16 protein-coding genes are annotated in these 15,542 nt (G+C 73.7%); 5 read left to right on the top strand and 11 right to left on the bottom strand.

The features are described from left to right. Window positions 1-116 precede the first annotated feature (116 nt). From ABD774_RS08180 to ABD774_RS08190, 3 genes are all read right to left on the bottom strand, one after another. Entirely contained in the window at window positions 117-1,181 is a 1,065-nt protein-coding gene (locus ABD774_RS08180; RefSeq protein ID WP_345039683.1) for a 1-acyl-sn-glycerol-3-phosphate acyltransferase, read from the bottom strand. Next, window positions 1,181-2,017 carry a patatin-like phospholipase family protein gene (locus ABD774_RS08185; RefSeq protein ID WP_345039685.1) on the bottom strand — a complete coding sequence of 279 codons (837 nt, stop codon included), beginning with the start codon at window positions 2,015-2,017 and terminating at the stop codon, window positions 1,181-1,183. Before ABD774_RS08185 ends, ABD774_RS08180 begins: the two co-directional genes overlap by 1 nt. A 71-nt stretch (window positions 2,018-2,088) precedes the next feature. Beyond that, a complete protein-coding gene (locus tag ABD774_RS08190; RefSeq protein WP_345039687.1) occupies window positions 2,089-2,259 on the bottom strand; it encodes a CsbD family protein in 171 nt (56 codons plus the stop codon). Between the two features lie 362 nt (window positions 2,260-2,621). On the opposite strand from ABD774_RS08190, the gene ABD774_RS08195 reads away from it, so the two are divergent. Then, complete coding sequence (locus tag ABD774_RS08195) at window positions 2,622-3,398, top strand: glutamine amidotransferase (RefSeq protein ID WP_345039689.1); 777 nt, start codon at window positions 2,622-2,624, stop codon at window positions 3,396-3,398. A gap of 743 nt (window positions 3,399-4,141) precedes the next feature. On the opposite strand, the gene ABD774_RS08200 is transcribed toward ABD774_RS08195, so the two are convergent. The 4 genes from ABD774_RS08200 to ABD774_RS08215 form a co-directional block, all read right to left on the bottom strand. Beyond that, window positions 4,142-6,718 (bottom strand): ATP-dependent Clp protease ATP-binding subunit, encoded by a 2,577-nt coding sequence (locus ABD774_RS08200; protein WP_345039692.1) that lies wholly within the window; start codon window positions 6,716-6,718, stop codon window positions 4,142-4,144. A gap of 213 nt (window positions 6,719-6,931) precedes the next feature. Then, on the bottom strand, window positions 6,932-7,501 hold the full coding sequence (locus ABD774_RS08205) for an O-acetyl-ADP-ribose deacetylase (protein WP_345039694.1): 570 nt from the start codon (window positions 7,499-7,501) through the stop codon (window positions 6,932-6,934). A gap of 75 nt (window positions 7,502-7,576) precedes the next feature. After that, a complete protein-coding gene (gene dtd, locus ABD774_RS08210) occupies window positions 7,577-8,002 on the bottom strand; it encodes a D-aminoacyl-tRNA deacylase (RefSeq protein ID WP_345039696.1) in 426 nt (141 codons plus the stop codon). Continuing rightward, window positions 7,999-8,334 carry a DUF2516 family protein gene (locus ABD774_RS08215; protein ID WP_345039699.1) on the bottom strand — a complete coding sequence of 112 codons (336 nt, stop codon included), beginning with the start codon at window positions 8,332-8,334 and terminating at the stop codon, window positions 7,999-8,001. The genes dtd and ABD774_RS08215 overlap by 4 nt, the downstream gene beginning before the upstream one ends. 33 nt (window positions 8,335-8,367) lie before the next feature. Between ABD774_RS08215 and ABD774_RS08220 the strand changes: the two genes are divergently transcribed. After that, the gene (locus ABD774_RS08220; RefSeq protein ID WP_345039701.1) at window positions 8,368-8,796 is read left to right on the top strand and encodes a Rieske (2Fe-2S) protein; all 429 of its coding nucleotides are present in this window, start codon (window positions 8,368-8,370) and stop codon (window positions 8,794-8,796) included. A gap of 30 nt (window positions 8,797-8,826) precedes the next feature. Here the strand turns inward: ABD774_RS08220 and ABD774_RS08225 are convergent, their stop codons facing one another. The 4 genes from ABD774_RS08225 to ABD774_RS08240 are packed head-to-tail and all read right to left on the bottom strand — an operon-like array spanning window position 8,827 to window position 12,649. Continuing rightward, on the bottom strand, window positions 8,827-10,125 hold the full coding sequence (locus tag ABD774_RS08225; protein ID WP_345039704.1) for an FUSC family protein: 1,299 nt from the start codon (window positions 10,123-10,125) through the stop codon (window positions 8,827-8,829). Beyond that, window positions 10,122-11,273 carry a CAF17-like 4Fe-4S cluster assembly/insertion protein YgfZ gene (gene ygfZ / locus ABD774_RS08230; protein WP_345039706.1) on the bottom strand — a complete coding sequence of 384 codons (1,152 nt, stop codon included), beginning with the start codon at window positions 11,271-11,273 and terminating at the stop codon, window positions 10,122-10,124. The genes ABD774_RS08225 and ygfZ overlap by 4 nt, the downstream gene beginning before the upstream one ends. A 1-nt stretch (window position 11,274) precedes the next feature. Continuing rightward, the gene (locus ABD774_RS08235) at window positions 11,275-11,892 is read right to left on the bottom strand and encodes a heme-binding beta-barrel domain-containing protein (RefSeq protein WP_345039708.1); all 618 of its coding nucleotides are present in this window, start codon (window positions 11,890-11,892) and stop codon (window positions 11,275-11,277) included. 34 nt (window positions 11,893-11,926) lie between these two features. Then, a complete protein-coding gene (locus ABD774_RS08240; protein ID WP_345039710.1) occupies window positions 11,927-12,649 on the bottom strand; it encodes a hypothetical protein in 723 nt (240 codons plus the stop codon). Window positions 12,650-12,820: 171 nt separating this feature from the next. Here ABD774_RS08240 and ABD774_RS08245 point away from each other — a divergent pair, with 171 nt between their 5' ends. The 3 genes from ABD774_RS08245 to ABD774_RS08255 all read left to right on the top strand — a co-directional run bounded on the left by ABD774_RS08245 (window position 12,821) and on the right by ABD774_RS08255 (window position 15,534). Beyond that, window positions 12,821-13,585, top strand: a complete 765-nt coding sequence (locus ABD774_RS08245; RefSeq protein WP_345039713.1) for a winged helix-turn-helix transcriptional regulator — start codon at window positions 12,821-12,823, stop codon at window positions 13,583-13,585. Between the two features lie 322 nt (window positions 13,586-13,907). Further along, on the top strand, window positions 13,908-14,528 hold the full coding sequence (locus ABD774_RS08250; RefSeq protein ID WP_345039715.1) for a DUF47 domain-containing protein: 621 nt from the start codon (window positions 13,908-13,910) through the stop codon (window positions 14,526-14,528). A gap of 4 nt (window positions 14,529-14,532) precedes the next feature. Beyond that, window positions 14,533-15,534, top strand: coding sequence for an inorganic phosphate transporter (locus tag ABD774_RS08255; RefSeq protein ID WP_345039718.1), 1,002 nt, complete (start codon window positions 14,533-14,535; stop codon window positions 15,532-15,534). Window positions 15,535-15,542: the final 8 nt, after the last annotated feature.

A 15,542-nucleotide genomic window follows, 5' to 3' on the forward strand; every position in this document is an offset into this window, starting at 1 on the left:
GGGTGACCGCGGTCACCCTCGAAAGGATAGGGGGTGAGGCGGCTCACACCCGACGACCAAGGGCCCTGGTGCGGCACCGTACGGGACTCACGCCGTCCGGGACGCGACGCCCGGCGTCACGCCGCCGGTTCGCGACCGGCCGAGCCGTCCGCCAGGGCGGCCGACCGTGCCGCAACCCACGCGTCGATGCGCTCCCACCACCCGTAGAGCCATTCGATCCGCTCCTCCCTGCCGAGGGGAATCTCGTCGCGGGGCACCTGCCAGCCGTGCATGACGATGCGCTTGTCCATCGGCAGCTCGCGCCAGACGTCACCGACCGTGACCATCCGGTCGAGGCCGGTGTGCGCGACGAAGACGACGCCGGCGTCGGGGGCGGCGTCGAGCGCGGCGAGGATGCCGCCGGGGCGCGGCGCCATCACGTGCCGCATCGCCTCGGCCCGGGCGGCCATCGCCGTACGACCCTCCCGGCGCAGGCCCTCGATCCGCCGTCGGCGGCGCTCGGCGGTGAAGTTGCCGCCCTCGGGGAAGATGACGAAGGCGTCGTTGGCGTCGAGGCCGTGGGCAAGCTGCCCGACCTGGTCCGTAAGGCTCGGCGCCGGGACGCGGCGGGGCGCCCCGAACGGCGTCGGGGCGATGAAGCGGTTCGGCAGGCGGTTGAGCATGACGTCGACCGCCGGGTCCCACTGGAGGGTGTCCTTCAGGACGATCCGTGGTTCCCGCTCGAACCAGTTGAGCAGTGCGTGGACGAGGATGAAGGAGTCCCCCGGGCCGGCGTGCCGGCTGGCCAGGACGATCGGGTGGCCGGCGAGCCCGCCGCCCGCCACGTCGCCCTCGACGTCGATCCGCAGTCGCAGCACCCACCTGGCCTGCCGGAAGAGCTGGCGCAGGAACCAGCCGGCGAGCACGTAGTGCGTGCGCTGGAACGCCGGGCTGCGCACCCGCCACCCGAAGCCCGAGGCCACCCAGAGCCCGAAGAGACTCACCAGCGCCGCGGAGTCCCACAGCAGGTAGAACGTCACCATCCACAGCACCCGGGGCAGCCGAAGGTAGCCGGGGACGAGGGCGGTCAGGCCGGTGGCCACGAGCAGCCACACCGGGAGCGTCGTGACGAGGATGACGGCACCGACGACGACGGCCGGCGCGACGAGCACCCGGCGCACCCAGCGCGGCGGGAGGGGCATCAGGACAGCTCCGTGGCGCTCAGGTACTGCCGGCTGGCGGCGTACGCACGCTCGATCCGACGGGTCGCGGTGTCCATCCGCCGGTAGGAGGACAGCTTCTCGTCGCCCTCGAGCGCCCCGCCGCTGGGCAGGACGTGCACCTCGACGCCCTCGGGGACGAGGGTCACGTCGCGGGAGAAGCGGTGGCGCCGGGCCACCTCGAAGGCGACGCGGGCGGTGTCGAGCGCGCGGGTCGGCACGCGGAGCGCCTCCTCCACCCGGCCCACCTGCAGCACGTACACCGTCCTTGCCCCCAGCCGCACGGCGGCCTCGAGCGGGATCGAGTTCACGAGGCCACCGTCCATGAAGTGCTCCTCGCCGATCCGGGTGGCCGGGAGCACGCCCGGCACGGAGGCGGAGGCGAGCACCGCGTCGATCAACGGGCCGCTGTCGAACCACTGCTCGCTGGCGCGCTCGATGTTCGCTGCCACCACGGTGAGCGGCACCGCGAGGTCCTCGAACGTGGCGTCCGGGCCGAGCTCGGACGCGAGCAGCCGCCGCAGCGGCTCCGGTGAGTTCAGGTGCGTCCGCGTGGTGACGAGGCGGCGGAGCTGGCGGCCGAGGGAGTCGCCGTAGACGGCCCTGGCCGCGGCGGACGTCCAGGCGGCGCGGAGTCGGTCCACGACGGCGAGAGTCGGGTCCGACGCGAGCAGTGCGCCGTTGATGGCCCCGACCGAGGTTCCGACCACGATGTCCGGCCGCACCCCCGCCTCCAGGAGCGCCTGCACCATGCCCACCTGCACGGCGCCGCGCACGCCGCCGCCGCCGAGGACGAAGGCGACCGGCCCGGTGACCATGCCTCCATCCTCACACGCCGGAGCCCCGCGGGATCGCTCCCGCGGGGCTCCGGCCGGCGTCGTCGCGGCGTCTACTTGAAGGCGTCCTTGACGTTCTCGCCCGCCTGCTTGAGGTTGGCCTTGGTCTGGTCGGCCTGGCCCTCGGCCTCCAGCCTCTCGTTGTCGGTCGCCCTGCCGGCGCCCTCCTTGACCTTGCCCGCGCCCTTCTCGGCGGCGTTGCTGATCTTGTCGTCCAGACCCATCGCTGGCTCCTTCCGTGAAGAGTCCCCCTGGTGGGGATCCGCCTCCACGGTAGATCTGGACGGACGGGCCCGCACGCCGGGACGTCTGGGGCGCCGGACCGCTGACCGTCAGGTCGTCTGGACCGTCGGGCCTCTGGACCGTCGGGCCTCTGGACCTTCGGGTCCCCTGGACCGTCAGGACGTCTGGACCGTATGGTCCCCTGGACCGTCGGGTCCCCTGGACCGTCAGGGACGTCTAGACCGGGGACGACGACGGCGCCAGCTCCGTCCAGGCCCGTCCCACCATCCGGACGCGCGGCCGCCAGGACGACACGTGGCGGACGGTCAGCGCCGATGCGGGCGGGCGGTGGTGGACTCTGACCATGCCCGGCAAGCCCTTCGTGCTCCTCGCCTCGCGCAGCGAGGACGTCGCGGCGGACGACGAGTACGCCTCGTTCCTCCGCCACGGCGGCCTCCGTCCCGAGGAGCTCGTGCGCGTGCGGATGGAGTCCGGACCGTTCTCTCTGGACCTGGACGACTACGCCGGCGTCATCCTCGGCGGGAGCCCGTTCACGACGTCGGTGCCCCAGGCGTCCAAGAGCCCGACGCAGCGGCGCGTCGAGGCCGAGCTCGACGTCGTCCTCGCCGAGGTGCAGCGTCGCGACCTGCCGTTCCTCGGGCTGTGCTTCGGGGTGGGGGCGCTCGGCCGGAGGGCGGGCGGCGTCGTCGACGGCACCTACGCCGAGGAGACCTCCGCCGCGCTGATCACGCTGACCGCCGAGGGCCGGCGGGACCCGGTGCTCGGTGGCCTGCCGGGTGCGTTCGAGTCCTACGTCGGGCACAAGGAGGCCCTCAGGGCCGTGCCGCCGGGCGCGACGCTGCTCGCCACCTCGGCGGCCTGCCCGGTGCAGGCGTTCCGCCTGGGCCGCAACCAGTACGTCACGCAGTTCCACCCCGAGATGGACCGGGCCGCGCTGATCACGCGCATCGAGGTCTACCGCCACTCCGGCTACTTCCCCGCCGACCAGGTCGACGGCGTGATCGAGCGGATCTCCCGCGCCGATGTCAGCGCCTCGCACGCTGTGGTGCGGGCGTTCGTGGAGCGGTACCGCCAGCCGGTCACGAGCAGCGACGGCGAGCTCGTCAGCGTCGGCGCCTGAGAATCGCGCCCGTCGGGCTCCACCCCTGCACCCATCTCCGTGGCCGCTTGCCGTGCGAACCGCTCGCCGGCCTGTCTGCCACGATCTCCGGCTCCCCCCGCGTGTCCATCAAGTGCTCCTTCGCCCGGTAAGTCGTTCCAGACCGACTTCATCTGCCCGGAAGCACTTACCTGTGACACGCGGGCGCCTGAGAATCGCGCCCGTCGGGCTCCACCCCTGCACCCATCTCCGCGGCCGCTTGCCGTGCGAACCGCTCGCCGGCCTGTGTGCCACGATCTCCGGCTGCCCCTCGTGTCCATCAAGTGCTCCTTCGCCCGGTAAGTCGTTCCAGACCGACTTCATCTGCCCGGAGGCACTTTCTGGTGACACTCGGGCGCCTGAGAATCGAGCCCGTCGGGCTCCACCCCTGCACCCATCTCCGCGGCCGCTTGCCGTGCGAACCGCTCGCCGGCCTGTCTGCCACGATCTCCGGCTGCCCCTCGTGTCCATCAAGTGCTCCTTCGCCCGGTAAGTCGTTCCAGACCGACTTCATCTGCCCGGAGGCACTTACCTGTGACACGCGGGCGCCCGCGACGCGTCGACCGGCCCCGGAGGCGCGCGGGACTGGGCCGGACACGGCACGGCTCGCCGACCGGGGCGGACGACGGGACGGCCGCACGCTCACCGAACCGGTCCTGACGAAGACACCGGAAGGCCCGGCGACCAGATGGTCGCCGGGCCTTCCCGTGCGGTGGGTCTACCGGTCAGGAACCGGGCTGCAGCTGACCGCCGCCGCCGGCGCCGCCACCCTCGGGCGCCGTCGGCATGTCACGCTGCTCGACCGTCGTGCCGTGCCCGACGGCGACCGGCTCGGGCTTGACGATCTCCCCGGCCGGGACACCCGTGAAGGTGAACTGGCCGAGCAGACCCTCGCCCTCGGCGTCGACCAGGATCTTCTGGCCGGGCTTGACGTCGCCGAAGAGGATCTTCTCGGAGAGCACGTCCTCGATCTCGCGCTGGATCGCGCGGCGCAGCGGACGCGCCCCGAGCACCGGGTCGTATCCGCGCTCGGCGAGCAGCTCCTTGGCCGACGGCGTGAGCTCGATCGTCATGTCCTGGTCGCGCATGCGCTGGTCCAGACGGGCGATCATCAGGTCGACGATCTGGATGATCTCCGCCTCGGACAGCTGCGGGAAGACGATGACGTCGTCCACGCGGTTGAGGAACTCGGGCCGGAAGTGCTGCTTGAGCTCCTCGTTGACCTTCGTCTTCATCCGCTCGTAGCTGTTGGACAGCTCGCCGCCGGCCTGGAAGCCGGTCAGCAGGCCCTTGGCGATGTCCCGGGTGCCGAGGTTCGTCGTCATGATGATCACGGTGTTCTTGAAGTCCACCGTGCGGCCCTGGGAGTCGGTCAGGCGGCCGTCCTCGAGGATCTGGAGCAGCGAGTTGAAGATGTCCGCGTGGGCCTTCTCCACCTCGTCGAACAGCACCACGGAGAACGGACGGCGCCGCACCTTCTCGGTGAGCTGGCCACCCTCCTCGTAGCCGACGTACCCGGGCGGGGAGCCGAAGAGCCGCGAGACGGTGTGCTTCTCGGAGAACTCTGACATGTCGAGCTGGATCAGCGCGTCCTCGTCCCCGAAGAGGAACTCGGCGAGCGCCTTGGCCAGCTCGGTCTTCCCGACGCCGGTGGGGCCGGCGAAGATGAACGACCCGCCCGGGCGCTTGGGGTCCTTCAGACCGGCGCGCGTGCGGCGGATCGCCTGCGAGAGCGCCTTGATGGCCGTGTCCTGGCCGACCACGCGCTTGTGCAGCTCGTCCTCCATGTGGAGGAGCTTGGAGGACTCCTCCTCGGTGAGCTTGAAGACCGGGATGCCGGTCGACATCGCCAGCACCTCCGCGATGAGCTCCTCGTCCACCTCGGAGACCGCGTCGAGGTCGCCGTTCTTCCAGGCCTTCTCCCGCTCGGTGCGGCGCTCGCCCAGGGTCTTCTCCTGGTCGCGCAGGCGCGCGGCCTTCTCGAAGTCCTGGTCGTCGATCGCCGACTCCTTCTCACGGCGAACCTCGGCGATGCGCTCGTCGAGCTCGCGCAGCTCCGGCGGCGCCGTCATGCGGCGGATGCGCAGGCGCGCGCCCGCCTCGTCAATGAGGTCGATCGCCTTGTCCGGCAGGAACCGGTCGGAGACGTAGCGGTCCGCCAGGGTGGCGGCGGCCACGAGCGCCTCGTCGGTGATGGAGACGCGGTGGTGCGCCTCGTACCGGTCGCGCAGGCCCTTGAGGATCTCGATGGTGTGCGCGAGCGTCGGCTCGGCCACCTGGATCGGCTGGAACCGCCGCTCCAGGGCAGCGTCCTTCTCGATGTGCTTGCGGTACTCCTCGAGGGTGGTCGCCCCGATGGTCTGCAGCTCGCCGCGGGCCAGCATGGGCTTGAGGATCGAGGCCGCGTCGATGGCGCCCTCGGCGGCACCCGCCCCGACGAGGGTGTGGATCTCGTCGATGAACAGGATGATGTCGCCGCGGGTGCGGATCTCCTTGAGCACCTTCTTCAGGCGCTCCTCGAAGTCACCGCGGTAGCGCGACCCGGCCACGAGGGAGCCGAGGTCCAGGGTGTAGAGCTGCTTGTCCTTCAGCGTCTCCGGCACGTCGCCGCGGACGATGTCCTGGGCGAGGCCCTCGACGACGGCGGTCTTGCCGACGCCGGGCTCGCCGATCAGGACCGGGTTGTTCTTGGTGCGGCGGGACAGCACCTGCATGACCCGCTCCACCTCGAGCTTGCGGCCGATGACCGGGTCGAGCTTGCCCTCGCGGGCGGCCTGGGTGAGGTTGCGGCCGAACTGGTCGAGGACGGCGGAGCCCGAGGGCTGCCCCTCGGCCGGGCCGCCGGAGGCCACGGGCTCCTTGCCCTGGTAGCCGGAGAGGAGCTGGATGACCTGCTGGCGGACGCGGTTGAGGTCCGCGCCGAGCTTGGTGAGCACCTGGGCGGCGACGCCCTCGCCCTCGCGGATGAGGCCGAGCAGGATGTGCTCGGTCCCGATGTAGTTGTGGCCGAGCTGCAGCGCCTCGCGCAGGGACAGCTCGAGGACCTTCTTGGCTCGCGGCGTGAACGGGATGTGACCGGACGGGGACTGCTGCCCCTCGCCGATGATCTCGGTCACCTGCGCACGCACCGCCTCGAGCGAGATGTCGAGGGCCTCGAGCGCCTTCGCGGCGACGCCCTCTCCCTCGTGGATCAGGCCGAGGAGGATGTGCTCGGTGCCGATGTAGTTGTGGTTGAGCATCCGCGCCTCTTCCTGGGCGAGGACGACCACGCGTCGGGCACGGTCGGTAAATCGTTCAAACATGTGCACTCCTCACGGGCGGCTACCTCGGCCAGTACCCGGCGGCAACCGGTCTGGGCAGCGTTCGTCAAGGCTAACGGCGGGGACCTCGCGGAACTGCCCGTGTTCGCCACCGGCGTGACGCGTGGGTCCGGCTCGCAGAATCGGCTGCGCGGAGCACAATCGGGCCCGGCGGGCGCGCGGGGGACGCCGCCCGCGCCCGGGAGGTGCGGAGCCTCAGCCCAGCTCCCGGCTGAACGCGCGCAGCGCGCGGTCGTCGTGGAGCACGAAGCGCACGAGCTCGATCCTGGTGGCGCCGATCTCCCGGACCTGCGTGCCGCACACCTCGGCGCCGTCCCGGTTCGTCTGGAACGCGGCGAACGCACCGACCGCCTCGACGGCGACGCGGGCCACCTCGGCCACGTCCCACCCGAAGGCGCCCGCGCTGACGGCCGGGAAGGCGACGGTGGGGGCGGCGACGTCGGTGGCGACGACGAGCGCGCTGGTGAAGCAGGCCGCCAGCAGCGCGGGGTCGGTCTCGCCCCGGTGGGCGTTGGGCCCGACCGTGTGGATGACCCACCGTGCCGGCAGCCGGTACCCGGCCGTCGGCACGGCCCTCCCGACGGGCAGGCCGTCGGGAAGCTCGGTGCGCCGCAGCTCCATGCACTCCTCGAGCAGCCCCGGGCCGGCGGCGCGGTGGATCGCGCCGTCCACGCCTCCCCCGCCCAGCAGCGAGGAGTTGGCGGCGTTGACGACGGCGTCGACGTCCTGGCGGGTGATGTCGCCCCTGACGGCCTCGATCTCCATGCCCCGATCCTGCACCGACGGCGTCCGGCCGGCGGACGAGCCTGTGGACGGGCGTGGCGCGGGTCGCGAGACGGCTCAGACCTCCACGAGCAGCGTCACCGGGCCGTCGTTGACCAGCTCGACAGCCATGTCCGCGCCGAAGCGACCGGTGGCGACCTCGATGCCGCGGTCCCGCAGCGCGTCGGCCACCGCGTCGACCAGCGGCTCGGCGACCGCCCCCGGCGCGGCGTGGTTCCAGGTGGGCCGACGCCCCTTGCGCACGTCGGCGTAGAGCCTGAACTGGGAGACGACGAGCACGGGCGCGCCGTCGTCCGCGACGGACCGCTCGTCCCGCAGGATCCGCAGCTCGGCGATCTTGCGGGCGAGCCGCTCCACCTGCTCGGCGCCGTCGTCGTGGGTGACACCGACGAGCGCGAGCAGCCCGGGGCGGTCGATCCGGCCGACGACCTCGCCGCCGACGGTCACCGACGCGCGGGTGACCCGCTGGAGGACGGCCCTCACCAGCCGCCGCCCTGGCTCGGGGGCCGGCGTCGCCCGCCCCCGTAGCCGCTGACGGCGGGCCGGACATCGGCGAGGTACACGCCCGCCGGGACGACCGCGATGAACATCGTGAACGTGCCCAGGATGCCCAGTCCCAGCGGCGGCGGGATCGCGATGAACCCGACGAGGGCGCCGGCCGCCGTGAGCAGGACCCAGAACTTCTTGGTGCGCTTGCCCCCGTAGGCGAAGGCGCCCGCCGGCCGCCGGGCGGCGTCCACGAGGGCCCACAGCTCGATGCCCAGCAGGACGAGGGAGAGCGCAAGGAAGAGCAGCACCTGCACGTTGGCGATCACCCCCGCAGCGTAACGAGCGGGCACGATGGGCGGGTGGACATCACCCCCGGGGCGGGACCGGCCCGTCGCAGCGTGCTCCTGGCCGGCACGGGCCTTCTCACCGTCCCCCTGCTCGCCGGCTGCGGTGGGGACGGTCCTGGCGAAGCCGCCGCTCCCCCGCCCTCGGCCGCCGGCACGCGGCTGCTCGCGGTGAGCGACGTGCCGGTCGGTTCCGGCGTCGTGCTGGAGGTGGAGGGCGCCCCCGTGGTGGTCGTGCAGCCGGAGGCCGGCACGGTCCGGGCGTTCAGAGCGGTCTGCACCCACGCGGGCTGCACCGTGCAGATCGGGCGGGCGGAGATCGACTGCCCGTGCCACGGGTCGGCCTTCGCCCTCGCCGACGGCGGCGTCGTCACCGGGCCGGCCAGCGAGCCGCTGCCCCCGGTGCCGGTGACGGTCGTGGGCGAGGACGTCGTCCTAGGCTGACCGCCCGCCGGACGGAGCCGCGCCGTCGGCTCAGCCCTCGGCGAGCTGCGCCATCGCCTGCCGGCGAGACATGCCGGTCATCTGCAGCGCGTCGACGACCAGCGAGCGCAGCAGCGACACCAGCGTCTGCTTGCGCCAGCCCTCCTCGGCGTGCAGCACCGGGACGAGGGTCGCGGAGACCCGCACGAGCGTGGCACGGGCGTGCTCGGGCGGATCGCCGTGCCCGATCGCCGCGGCGAGGGAGCTCAGCGCGGTGGCGACGGCGTCCACCTCGTCCGCGATGTCGGGGGACGGCCCGTCCTCCTCGATGGCGACCACGGCGCGCCGGCAGACCACCCGGGCGTTGCGCATGGCCCGGTCCGCCAGGGTGCTCACCCGGCCGAGCTCGGCGATGGTGGCGCGCTCGGCGCGCAGCGCCGGGTTGACCCGGACGAGCTCCTTCGCGCTGCGCACCGCGGTGACCCACGCGTCGAGCCCGCCCTGCGTGCCGCGGCCCTGCGCCAGCGCGTCGGCCGCGAGCTGCGGGTCGCCGGTGCGCAGCCCCCGGCCGAGGGTGGCGAGCATCGAGGCCAGCTCCCCGAGCACCTCCTGGCCGAGGCGGCGGGGCCGGCGCACGACGTCGCCGGGCAGCAGCGCGGTGACGAGGAGCGCGAGCGCGGCTCCGACGAGCGCGTCGGACCAGCGGCCGACGGCGCCGTCGGTGAACATGCTGGCCGGCATCGCGACGATGACGATCGACTGCACGCCCGCCTGCGTGGTGAAGAGCTGGCCCCGGTCGAGGAACCGGGCGGTCAGGGCGGAGAAGAGGAGGACCGCGAAGATCTGCACGGGCCCGGCGCCGAACAGGGCCGCGAAAAGCTCCCCCAGGCCCACGCCGAGCGTGACGCCGGCGCCCATCTCGGCGACCCGGCGCAGCTGACGGTCCGGGCTGAACCCCAGGCACACCCACGCGGCGATCGGGGCGAACATCGGCAGCTGGTGCCCGAGGAGACTGCCCGAGACGAGGTAGGCCAGGCCCGCGGCGAGCGCCGCGGTGAGGATCGGGACGAAGGCGTCGGAGGTCCGGCGGCGACCCTGGCGCGCCTGGACCCGCAGCACCACGCGCCAGCGGCGCAGGTCCATCGTCCGCCCGATCCCGGCGGCGACGAGCCGGGCTGCGCCGGAACGGCGCGCGCGGGCGCCGGACGCGTCGGGTGCCGGGCGGCGCCCCTCGGCGCTGGACCGCTCCGCGCCCGACCGGGGTGCCTCGGCGCTCGACCGCTCGGCGCCCGACCGGGGCCCGTCCGCGCCGGACCGCTCCGCGCCCGGGCGTGCCGGGCGGGCCGTCATGACCGCAGGTCGCGACGGCGGAGACCGGCCCCCGGACGCTCGGCGGGCCGCACGTCGGTGACCCCGTCGGTCCCGACGACGATCTCCTGGGCGGCGGCGACCCCGCCGGCGGTGAGGGTGGCGTCGGCGGGGACGCTGCGCTTGACGACGGCGAGCGCCACGGGTCCGAGCTCCTCGTGCCGCACGACGGTGGTCAGGCGCCCGACCACCTTCTCGCCGTGCCGCACCTCCTCGCCCGGGCCGGGCATGAGGTGCTCGGAGCCGTCGAGGTGCAGCATGACCAGCCGGCGCGGCGGTCGGCCGAGGTTGACCACGCGCGCGATCGTCTCCTGGCCGCGGTAGCAGCCCTTGCTGAGGTGGACGCCCGTGCGCAGCCAGTCCAGCTCGTGCGGGATGGTGCGCTCGTCCACCTCGCGCCCCAGGCGCGGGCGCCAGGCCTCCACCCGCAGCGCCTCCCACGCCCACGTCCCGGCGAGGCGGCGCGGGCGGGCGCCCGGCTCCGTCGTCGGCGCGCAGAAGTCCGCGGCGACCGCGGCCAGCGCGTCGCGCCGTACGAGGGTGAGGGCGCGGTGGATCTCGATGCCGGGGTGCTCGGCGTCCGGGGGCCCGTAGTGGGTGGAGCCGGGGGCGGTGCGCGGCCAGGGGTCCTGCCAGGTCAGCAGGCGGGCCGGGTGGTCGGCCAGGACGGACCAGCCGCCGCCGGCGGTGCCGACGGCCGCGACGTCGTCGCGCCGCTCGACCTCCACGCGCAGCATGAAGCGCATCGAGTCGAGGAACGCGGCGAGGGGCGCGGCGTCCGCCGCCTCGGTGATCAGCCAGGTGCGCTCGCCGTCGTCCTGGACCGCGGGGGCGTGCTCGACGTGCCCGTTGACGTCCAGCAGCAGCAGCTCGGTGGAGGCGCCGGCCTCGAGGCCCAGCAGCAGCTGGGAGCTGAGGGTGTTCAGCCAGCTGATCCGGTCCGGGCCGGTGACGGTGACGACGCCGAGGTGGGAGAGGTCGACCATCGCCTCGCCGCGGGCGAGCGCGCGCTGCTCGTGGACGGGGTCGCCGTAGTGCAGCGCGACGCCGGCGTCCGGGCCGGAGTCGGCGACCGCGCCGGGCCGGTCCAGCAGCGGGCTTCGGTAGGTGGTCTCCTCGGTGGCGGTCATCTCACTCCTCCCGGCTCAGCCGGCCGGACGCGTAGGACTGGAGCTCGTGGCCGAAGGCGGCCAGGTCCATCGCCCACATGAGGTCCCGCTGGACGAGCCCGTAGACGCGGGTGGCGCCGGTCATCTCGGCGGCGGTGGCGGTGCGCACGACGGCGTCCGTGGAGAGGTCGATCCGCGGGCCCCGCACGGACCCGACGTAGACGCTGATCTGGCCGGCGGGGTCGGCGACGAGCACCTCGAGCTCGGTCGGGGCGGGCGCGGGCGCGCCGGCGCTCGTCCGCGGGGCGCCGTCCCCCTCCGCGGGGGTGGGGTGCCCGTTCGGCACGGGCCGCCAGTAGGAGGTCTCGGTGGACCAGAGCTGGCCGCGGACCAGGGCCGCGGCCCCCTCGTGCCCGGTCATCTCCCGGGCGATGGGCCCGGACCCCTGGGGGTCGGCGAGGTGGATGGTCGACGTCGAGCGCAGGTAGGGCCCGCCGTCGTGGTCGAAGACGATCTCCTGCACGAAGGGGGTCTCCGGCACGCCGGGGTAGCCGAGCAGGCCGAAGCCGCGCCACGAGCCGAGGAGCCAGGCGAGCGGGTAGCACTCCGGGGCGAGGTCGTCAGGGAGCTGGAACGGCATGGTGCCAGGCTAGTCGTCGCGGGGCGCGAGGGGGTCAGCCGTTCAGGAGCCGGCTCACGAGGAAGACCGGGACGCCCGAGGCGAGCACCAGCAGCAGGGCTGCGGCGAGGGCGGGGCGGACGCGCCGCGAGGCGGGGAACCGGCCGAACAGGATGTGCAGGGCGGCCGTGAGGATCCCCGCGGCGAGGCCGACCAGCAGGCCCGGGACCGCGCCGACGTCACCGAGCAGGGCGCCGGTCAGCAGGCCGACCGCGCCGCCGACCACCGTGGCGAGCGCGGCGACGAGCCGGGTGGCCGCGTTCAGCGCCGTGACGGCCGCGGCGGCGGCGATCGCGGCCGCCGCGGTGACGACGAGCTCCGCGCTGACCACGCCCTCCTCGACGGCGAGCCAGCCGGAGGCGGAGACGACGACGACGGTCCCCGAGACCACGCCCGCCACCGACTCGACGAGCCGCGGGCGGCCGTCGCGCCGGAGCATCTGGTGGACGAACGCCGCGACGACGGCCAGGCCCATGACGACGGCGAGGTCGCCGAAGGTGGCCACCCTCACGACGACGACGGCGGCCAGCGCCACCAGGGCGATGACCAGGCTGCCGCCACGGGCGGTCGGCAGCGAGAGCAGTCGCGGCCACCCGGAGGCGAAGACGAGGCAGAGGGCGAGCACCAGTCCGGTGAGGACGTCGAGGGAGGCGTACCCGGCGAGCGCCACGGTGGCGGCGCCGAGCGCCGTGAACACCGCACGGGTGGATGCGCCCATCATCGGGAGACCCCGCCCCGAGGGGATGCTCCGCCGCCCGGTCGGCACGGGGCGGAGGTGGTCACCCGGCGATTGTTGCAGATGGGAGAGGCCGCCTCCCGGACGCCGGTCACGCGTCAGGGCACGCCTCACGGTCCCGCTAGAGTGTGGCCACCCGTGAGGAGGGTGCCCGTGGCGGAACTCATGATGCTCACCGCCGACCCCGGCGGCGCGGCCGCCGTGCTGCCCGCCCTCACCCTGCTCACGCACCATGTGCGGGTCGCTCCGCCGGCCCTCTCCTCCGTCGTCGAGGACGACGGCGCGGCCGTGGTGCTCCTCGACGCCCGGGCGGACCTGGTGGCGGCCCGGACCCTGTGCCGCGGCCTGAGCGGCCCCATGGCGGCCCCGCCAGTGCTCCTCGTGCTCACGGAGGGCGGCTTCACCGCGGTCTCACGCTCGTGGGGTGCCGCCGACGTCGTCCTGGTCAGCGCGGGTCCCGCGGAGGTCGAGGCCCGCCTGCGGATGATCGCGGAGGTCGCGCGACCGGACCCGGAGCCGTCCGGCTCTGCCGACCGGCTCGAGGCCGGGGATCTCGTCATCGACGCCTCGGCGTACACGGCCCGGGTGAGGGGCCGTCACCTCGACCTGACCTACAAGGAGTTCGAGCTCCTCCGGCACCTGGTCCAGAACCCCGGTCGCGTGCTCTCGCGCGCCCAGCTCCTCCAGGAGGTGTGGGGCTACGACTACTTCGGTGGCACGCGCACCGTGGACGTCCACGTGCGGCGGCTGCGCGCCAAGCTGGGCAGCGAGCACGACCAGCTCATCGGCACCGTGCGCAACGTCGGGTACCGCTTCGACCCCCGCGGGCGGGACGGCGGCGACGGCCGCGACGACCGCACCGGCGGCGAGGAGCGCGCAGGCCGCGAGGAGCGCGGGAGCGGCGCGCCCGGACGGTGAGCTTGCGGCGGGACCGTGACCATCGCCACGCCGACGCCCGCGCGCTGACCTGCGGCACCGTCGTCGTCGTCTCCCCAGGTGCGCCCTGCGCTTGCGCGGGCCCGGAAGCACTGCCGTACAGTGGAGCGTGACGCCGGGTCGCGAAAGCCCCGGGCTCCAACACAAGCCGCCAAGAGCGGCCTTCGCGCCGACTGGCGCTCTCCGGCCCGGCGTCCTCACTCCCCCTGGCGCGACGACGCGCGGTTCCTCGGGAGCGACCTTCCTGGCTTAGCCTGGGCACCGCCGGTTCACCCGCCGGTCACGTCCACGTCAGGGAGTCTCGTTGCGATTCCGGCTCACCCCGCAGGACGGCGCCTTCTTCGAGCTGCTCACCACGAGCGCAGGACACCTTGTCGAGGGCGCCGACCTCCTCACCCGCATGCTCAGCGCCGACCGCACCCAGCGCGTCCGGCTGGCGGAACGCCTGCACGAGGTCGAGCAGGCGGCCGACGAGAGCGCCCGGGCGTTCCTGAGCCGCCTCAACAAGACGTTCGTGACCCCGTTCGACCGCGACGACATGTACTCCCTGGCCAGCGGGATCGACGACTGCATGGACGCGATCGACGAGGCCGGCGACCTCATGGTGCTCTACAAGGTCGGGGTCCTGCCCACCGGCGTGGGAGAGCTGGTCGGCGTGCTGCACCGTTGCGCCGAGCTGACGGCCCAGGCGATGCCGCGGCTCCGCTCCACCACCGACCTGCACGAGTACTGGGTCGAGGTGGACCGGCTCGAGCACCTGGCCGACCGTGCGTACCGGCGGCTGGTCGCCGAGCTGTTCGACGAGGAGGCCGACCCCATCAAGGTCATCAAGCTCAAGGGGGTTCTCGACGCCCTCGAGGAGGCGGCGGACTGCTTCGAGCGGCTCGCGAACAGCGTCGAGACGATCGCGCTCAAGGAGTCCTGAGCCCGTGGATCTCGTCCTCCTCCTCGTGGTGGTGGTCGTGGCGGTCGCGCTCGTCTTCGACTTCACGAACGGCTTCCACGACGCCGCGAACTCCATCGCGACCTCCGTCACCACCCGGGCGCTCACACCGCACACGGCGGTGGTCCTGGCGGCGGTGATGAACCTCTTCGGGGCGCTGCTCGGGACCGGCGTCGCCGAGACCATCGGCTCCGGCATCATCACGACGCCGGGGGGCGCGGACGGCCTCGGCGTCGTCCTCGCCGCGCTCGTGGGCGCCATCGCGTGGAACCTGGTGACCTGGCGGCTCGGCCTGCCGTCGTCGTCCTCGCACGCCCTGATCGGCGGGCTGCTCGGCGCCGGCCTGGCCGCCGCCGCGACGGTGCACTGGGAGGTCATCGGCCTGCTGGTCGCCCTGCCGATGGTGCTCTCGCCGGTCATCGGCTTCGTGCTCGCCTACGCGGCGATGGTTCTCACGCTGTGGGCCGTCCGCTCCTTCCCCTACCGGCGGACCCTGCGCGGCTTCCAGCTGTCCCAGACGATCTCCGCGGCCGCGATGGCCCTGGGCCACGGGCTCCAGGACGCGCAGAAGACGATGGGCGTGATCGTGCTGGCGCTTGCCGCGGGCGGGCTGCACGAGGGCAGCAACATCCCGGTGTGGGTCAAGCTCGCCGCCGCGGCCGCCATCTCGCTCGGCACCTACGCCGGCGGCTGGCGCATCATGCACACCCTCGGCCGGCGCGTCATCCAGCTCGACCCCGCCCGCGGCTTCGTCGCCGAGTCGGTCTCCTCCGCCGTGCTGTACGTCGCGGCGTTCGCCTTCCACGCCCCCGTCTCGACCACGCACACCATCACCTCGGCGATCATGGGCGTGGGGGCCACGAGGCGGCTCTCCGCGGTGCGCTGGGGCGTGGCCGGGAACATCGCCGTCGCCTGGGTGCTGACGATCCCGGCGTCGGCAGCCGTCGCGGCCGCCCTGTACCTGGTGCTCAGCCCGTTCGTGCGCTGACCGGGCGG

The sequence above is a fragment of the Georgenia daeguensis genome, assembly GCF_039537705.1.
Lineage (GTDB): Bacteria > Actinomycetota > Actinomycetes > Actinomycetales > Actinomycetaceae > Georgenia > Georgenia daeguensis.

What these genes read in the sequence shown, in the direction of transcription:
- ABD774_RS08190 (WP_345039687.1), bottom strand. Translation starts at nt 2,259, where the DNA reads ATGGGTCTGGACGACAAGATCAGCAACGCCGCCGAGAAGGGCGCGGGC.
- ABD774_RS08185 (WP_345039685.1), bottom strand. Translation starts at nt 2,017, where the DNA reads ATGGTCACCGGGCCGGTCGCCTTCGTCCTCGGCGGCGGCGGCGTGCGC.
- ABD774_RS08200 (WP_345039692.1), bottom strand. Translation starts at nt 6,718, where the DNA reads ATGTTTGAACGATTTACCGACCGTGCCCGACGCGTGGTCGTCCTCGCC.
- ABD774_RS08180 (WP_345039683.1), bottom strand. Translation starts at nt 1,181, where the DNA reads ATGCCCCTCCCGCCGCGCTGGGTGCGCCGGGTGCTCGTCGCGCCGGCC.
- ABD774_RS08205 (WP_345039694.1), bottom strand. Translation starts at nt 7,501, where the DNA reads ATGGAGATCGAGGCCGTCAGGGGCGACATCACCCGCCAGGACGTCGAC.
- ABD774_RS08195 (WP_345039689.1), top strand. Translation starts at nt 2,622, where the DNA reads ATGCCCGGCAAGCCCTTCGTGCTCCTCGCCTCGCGCAGCGAGGACGTC.
- ABD774_RS08225 (WP_345039704.1), bottom strand. Translation starts at nt 10,125, where the DNA reads ATGACGGCCCGCCCGGCACGCCCGGGCGCGGAGCGGTCCGGCGCGGAC.
- ABD774_RS08235 (WP_345039708.1), bottom strand. Translation starts at nt 11,892, where the DNA reads ATGCCGTTCCAGCTCCCTGACGACCTCGCCCCGGAGTGCTACCCGCTC.
- ABD774_RS08240 (WP_345039710.1), bottom strand. Translation starts at nt 12,649, where the DNA reads ATGGGCGCATCCACCCGTGCGGTGTTCACGGCGCTCGGCGCCGCCACC.
- ygfZ (WP_345039706.1), bottom strand. Translation starts at nt 11,273, where the DNA reads ATGACCGCCACCGAGGAGACCACCTACCGAAGCCCGCTGCTGGACCGG.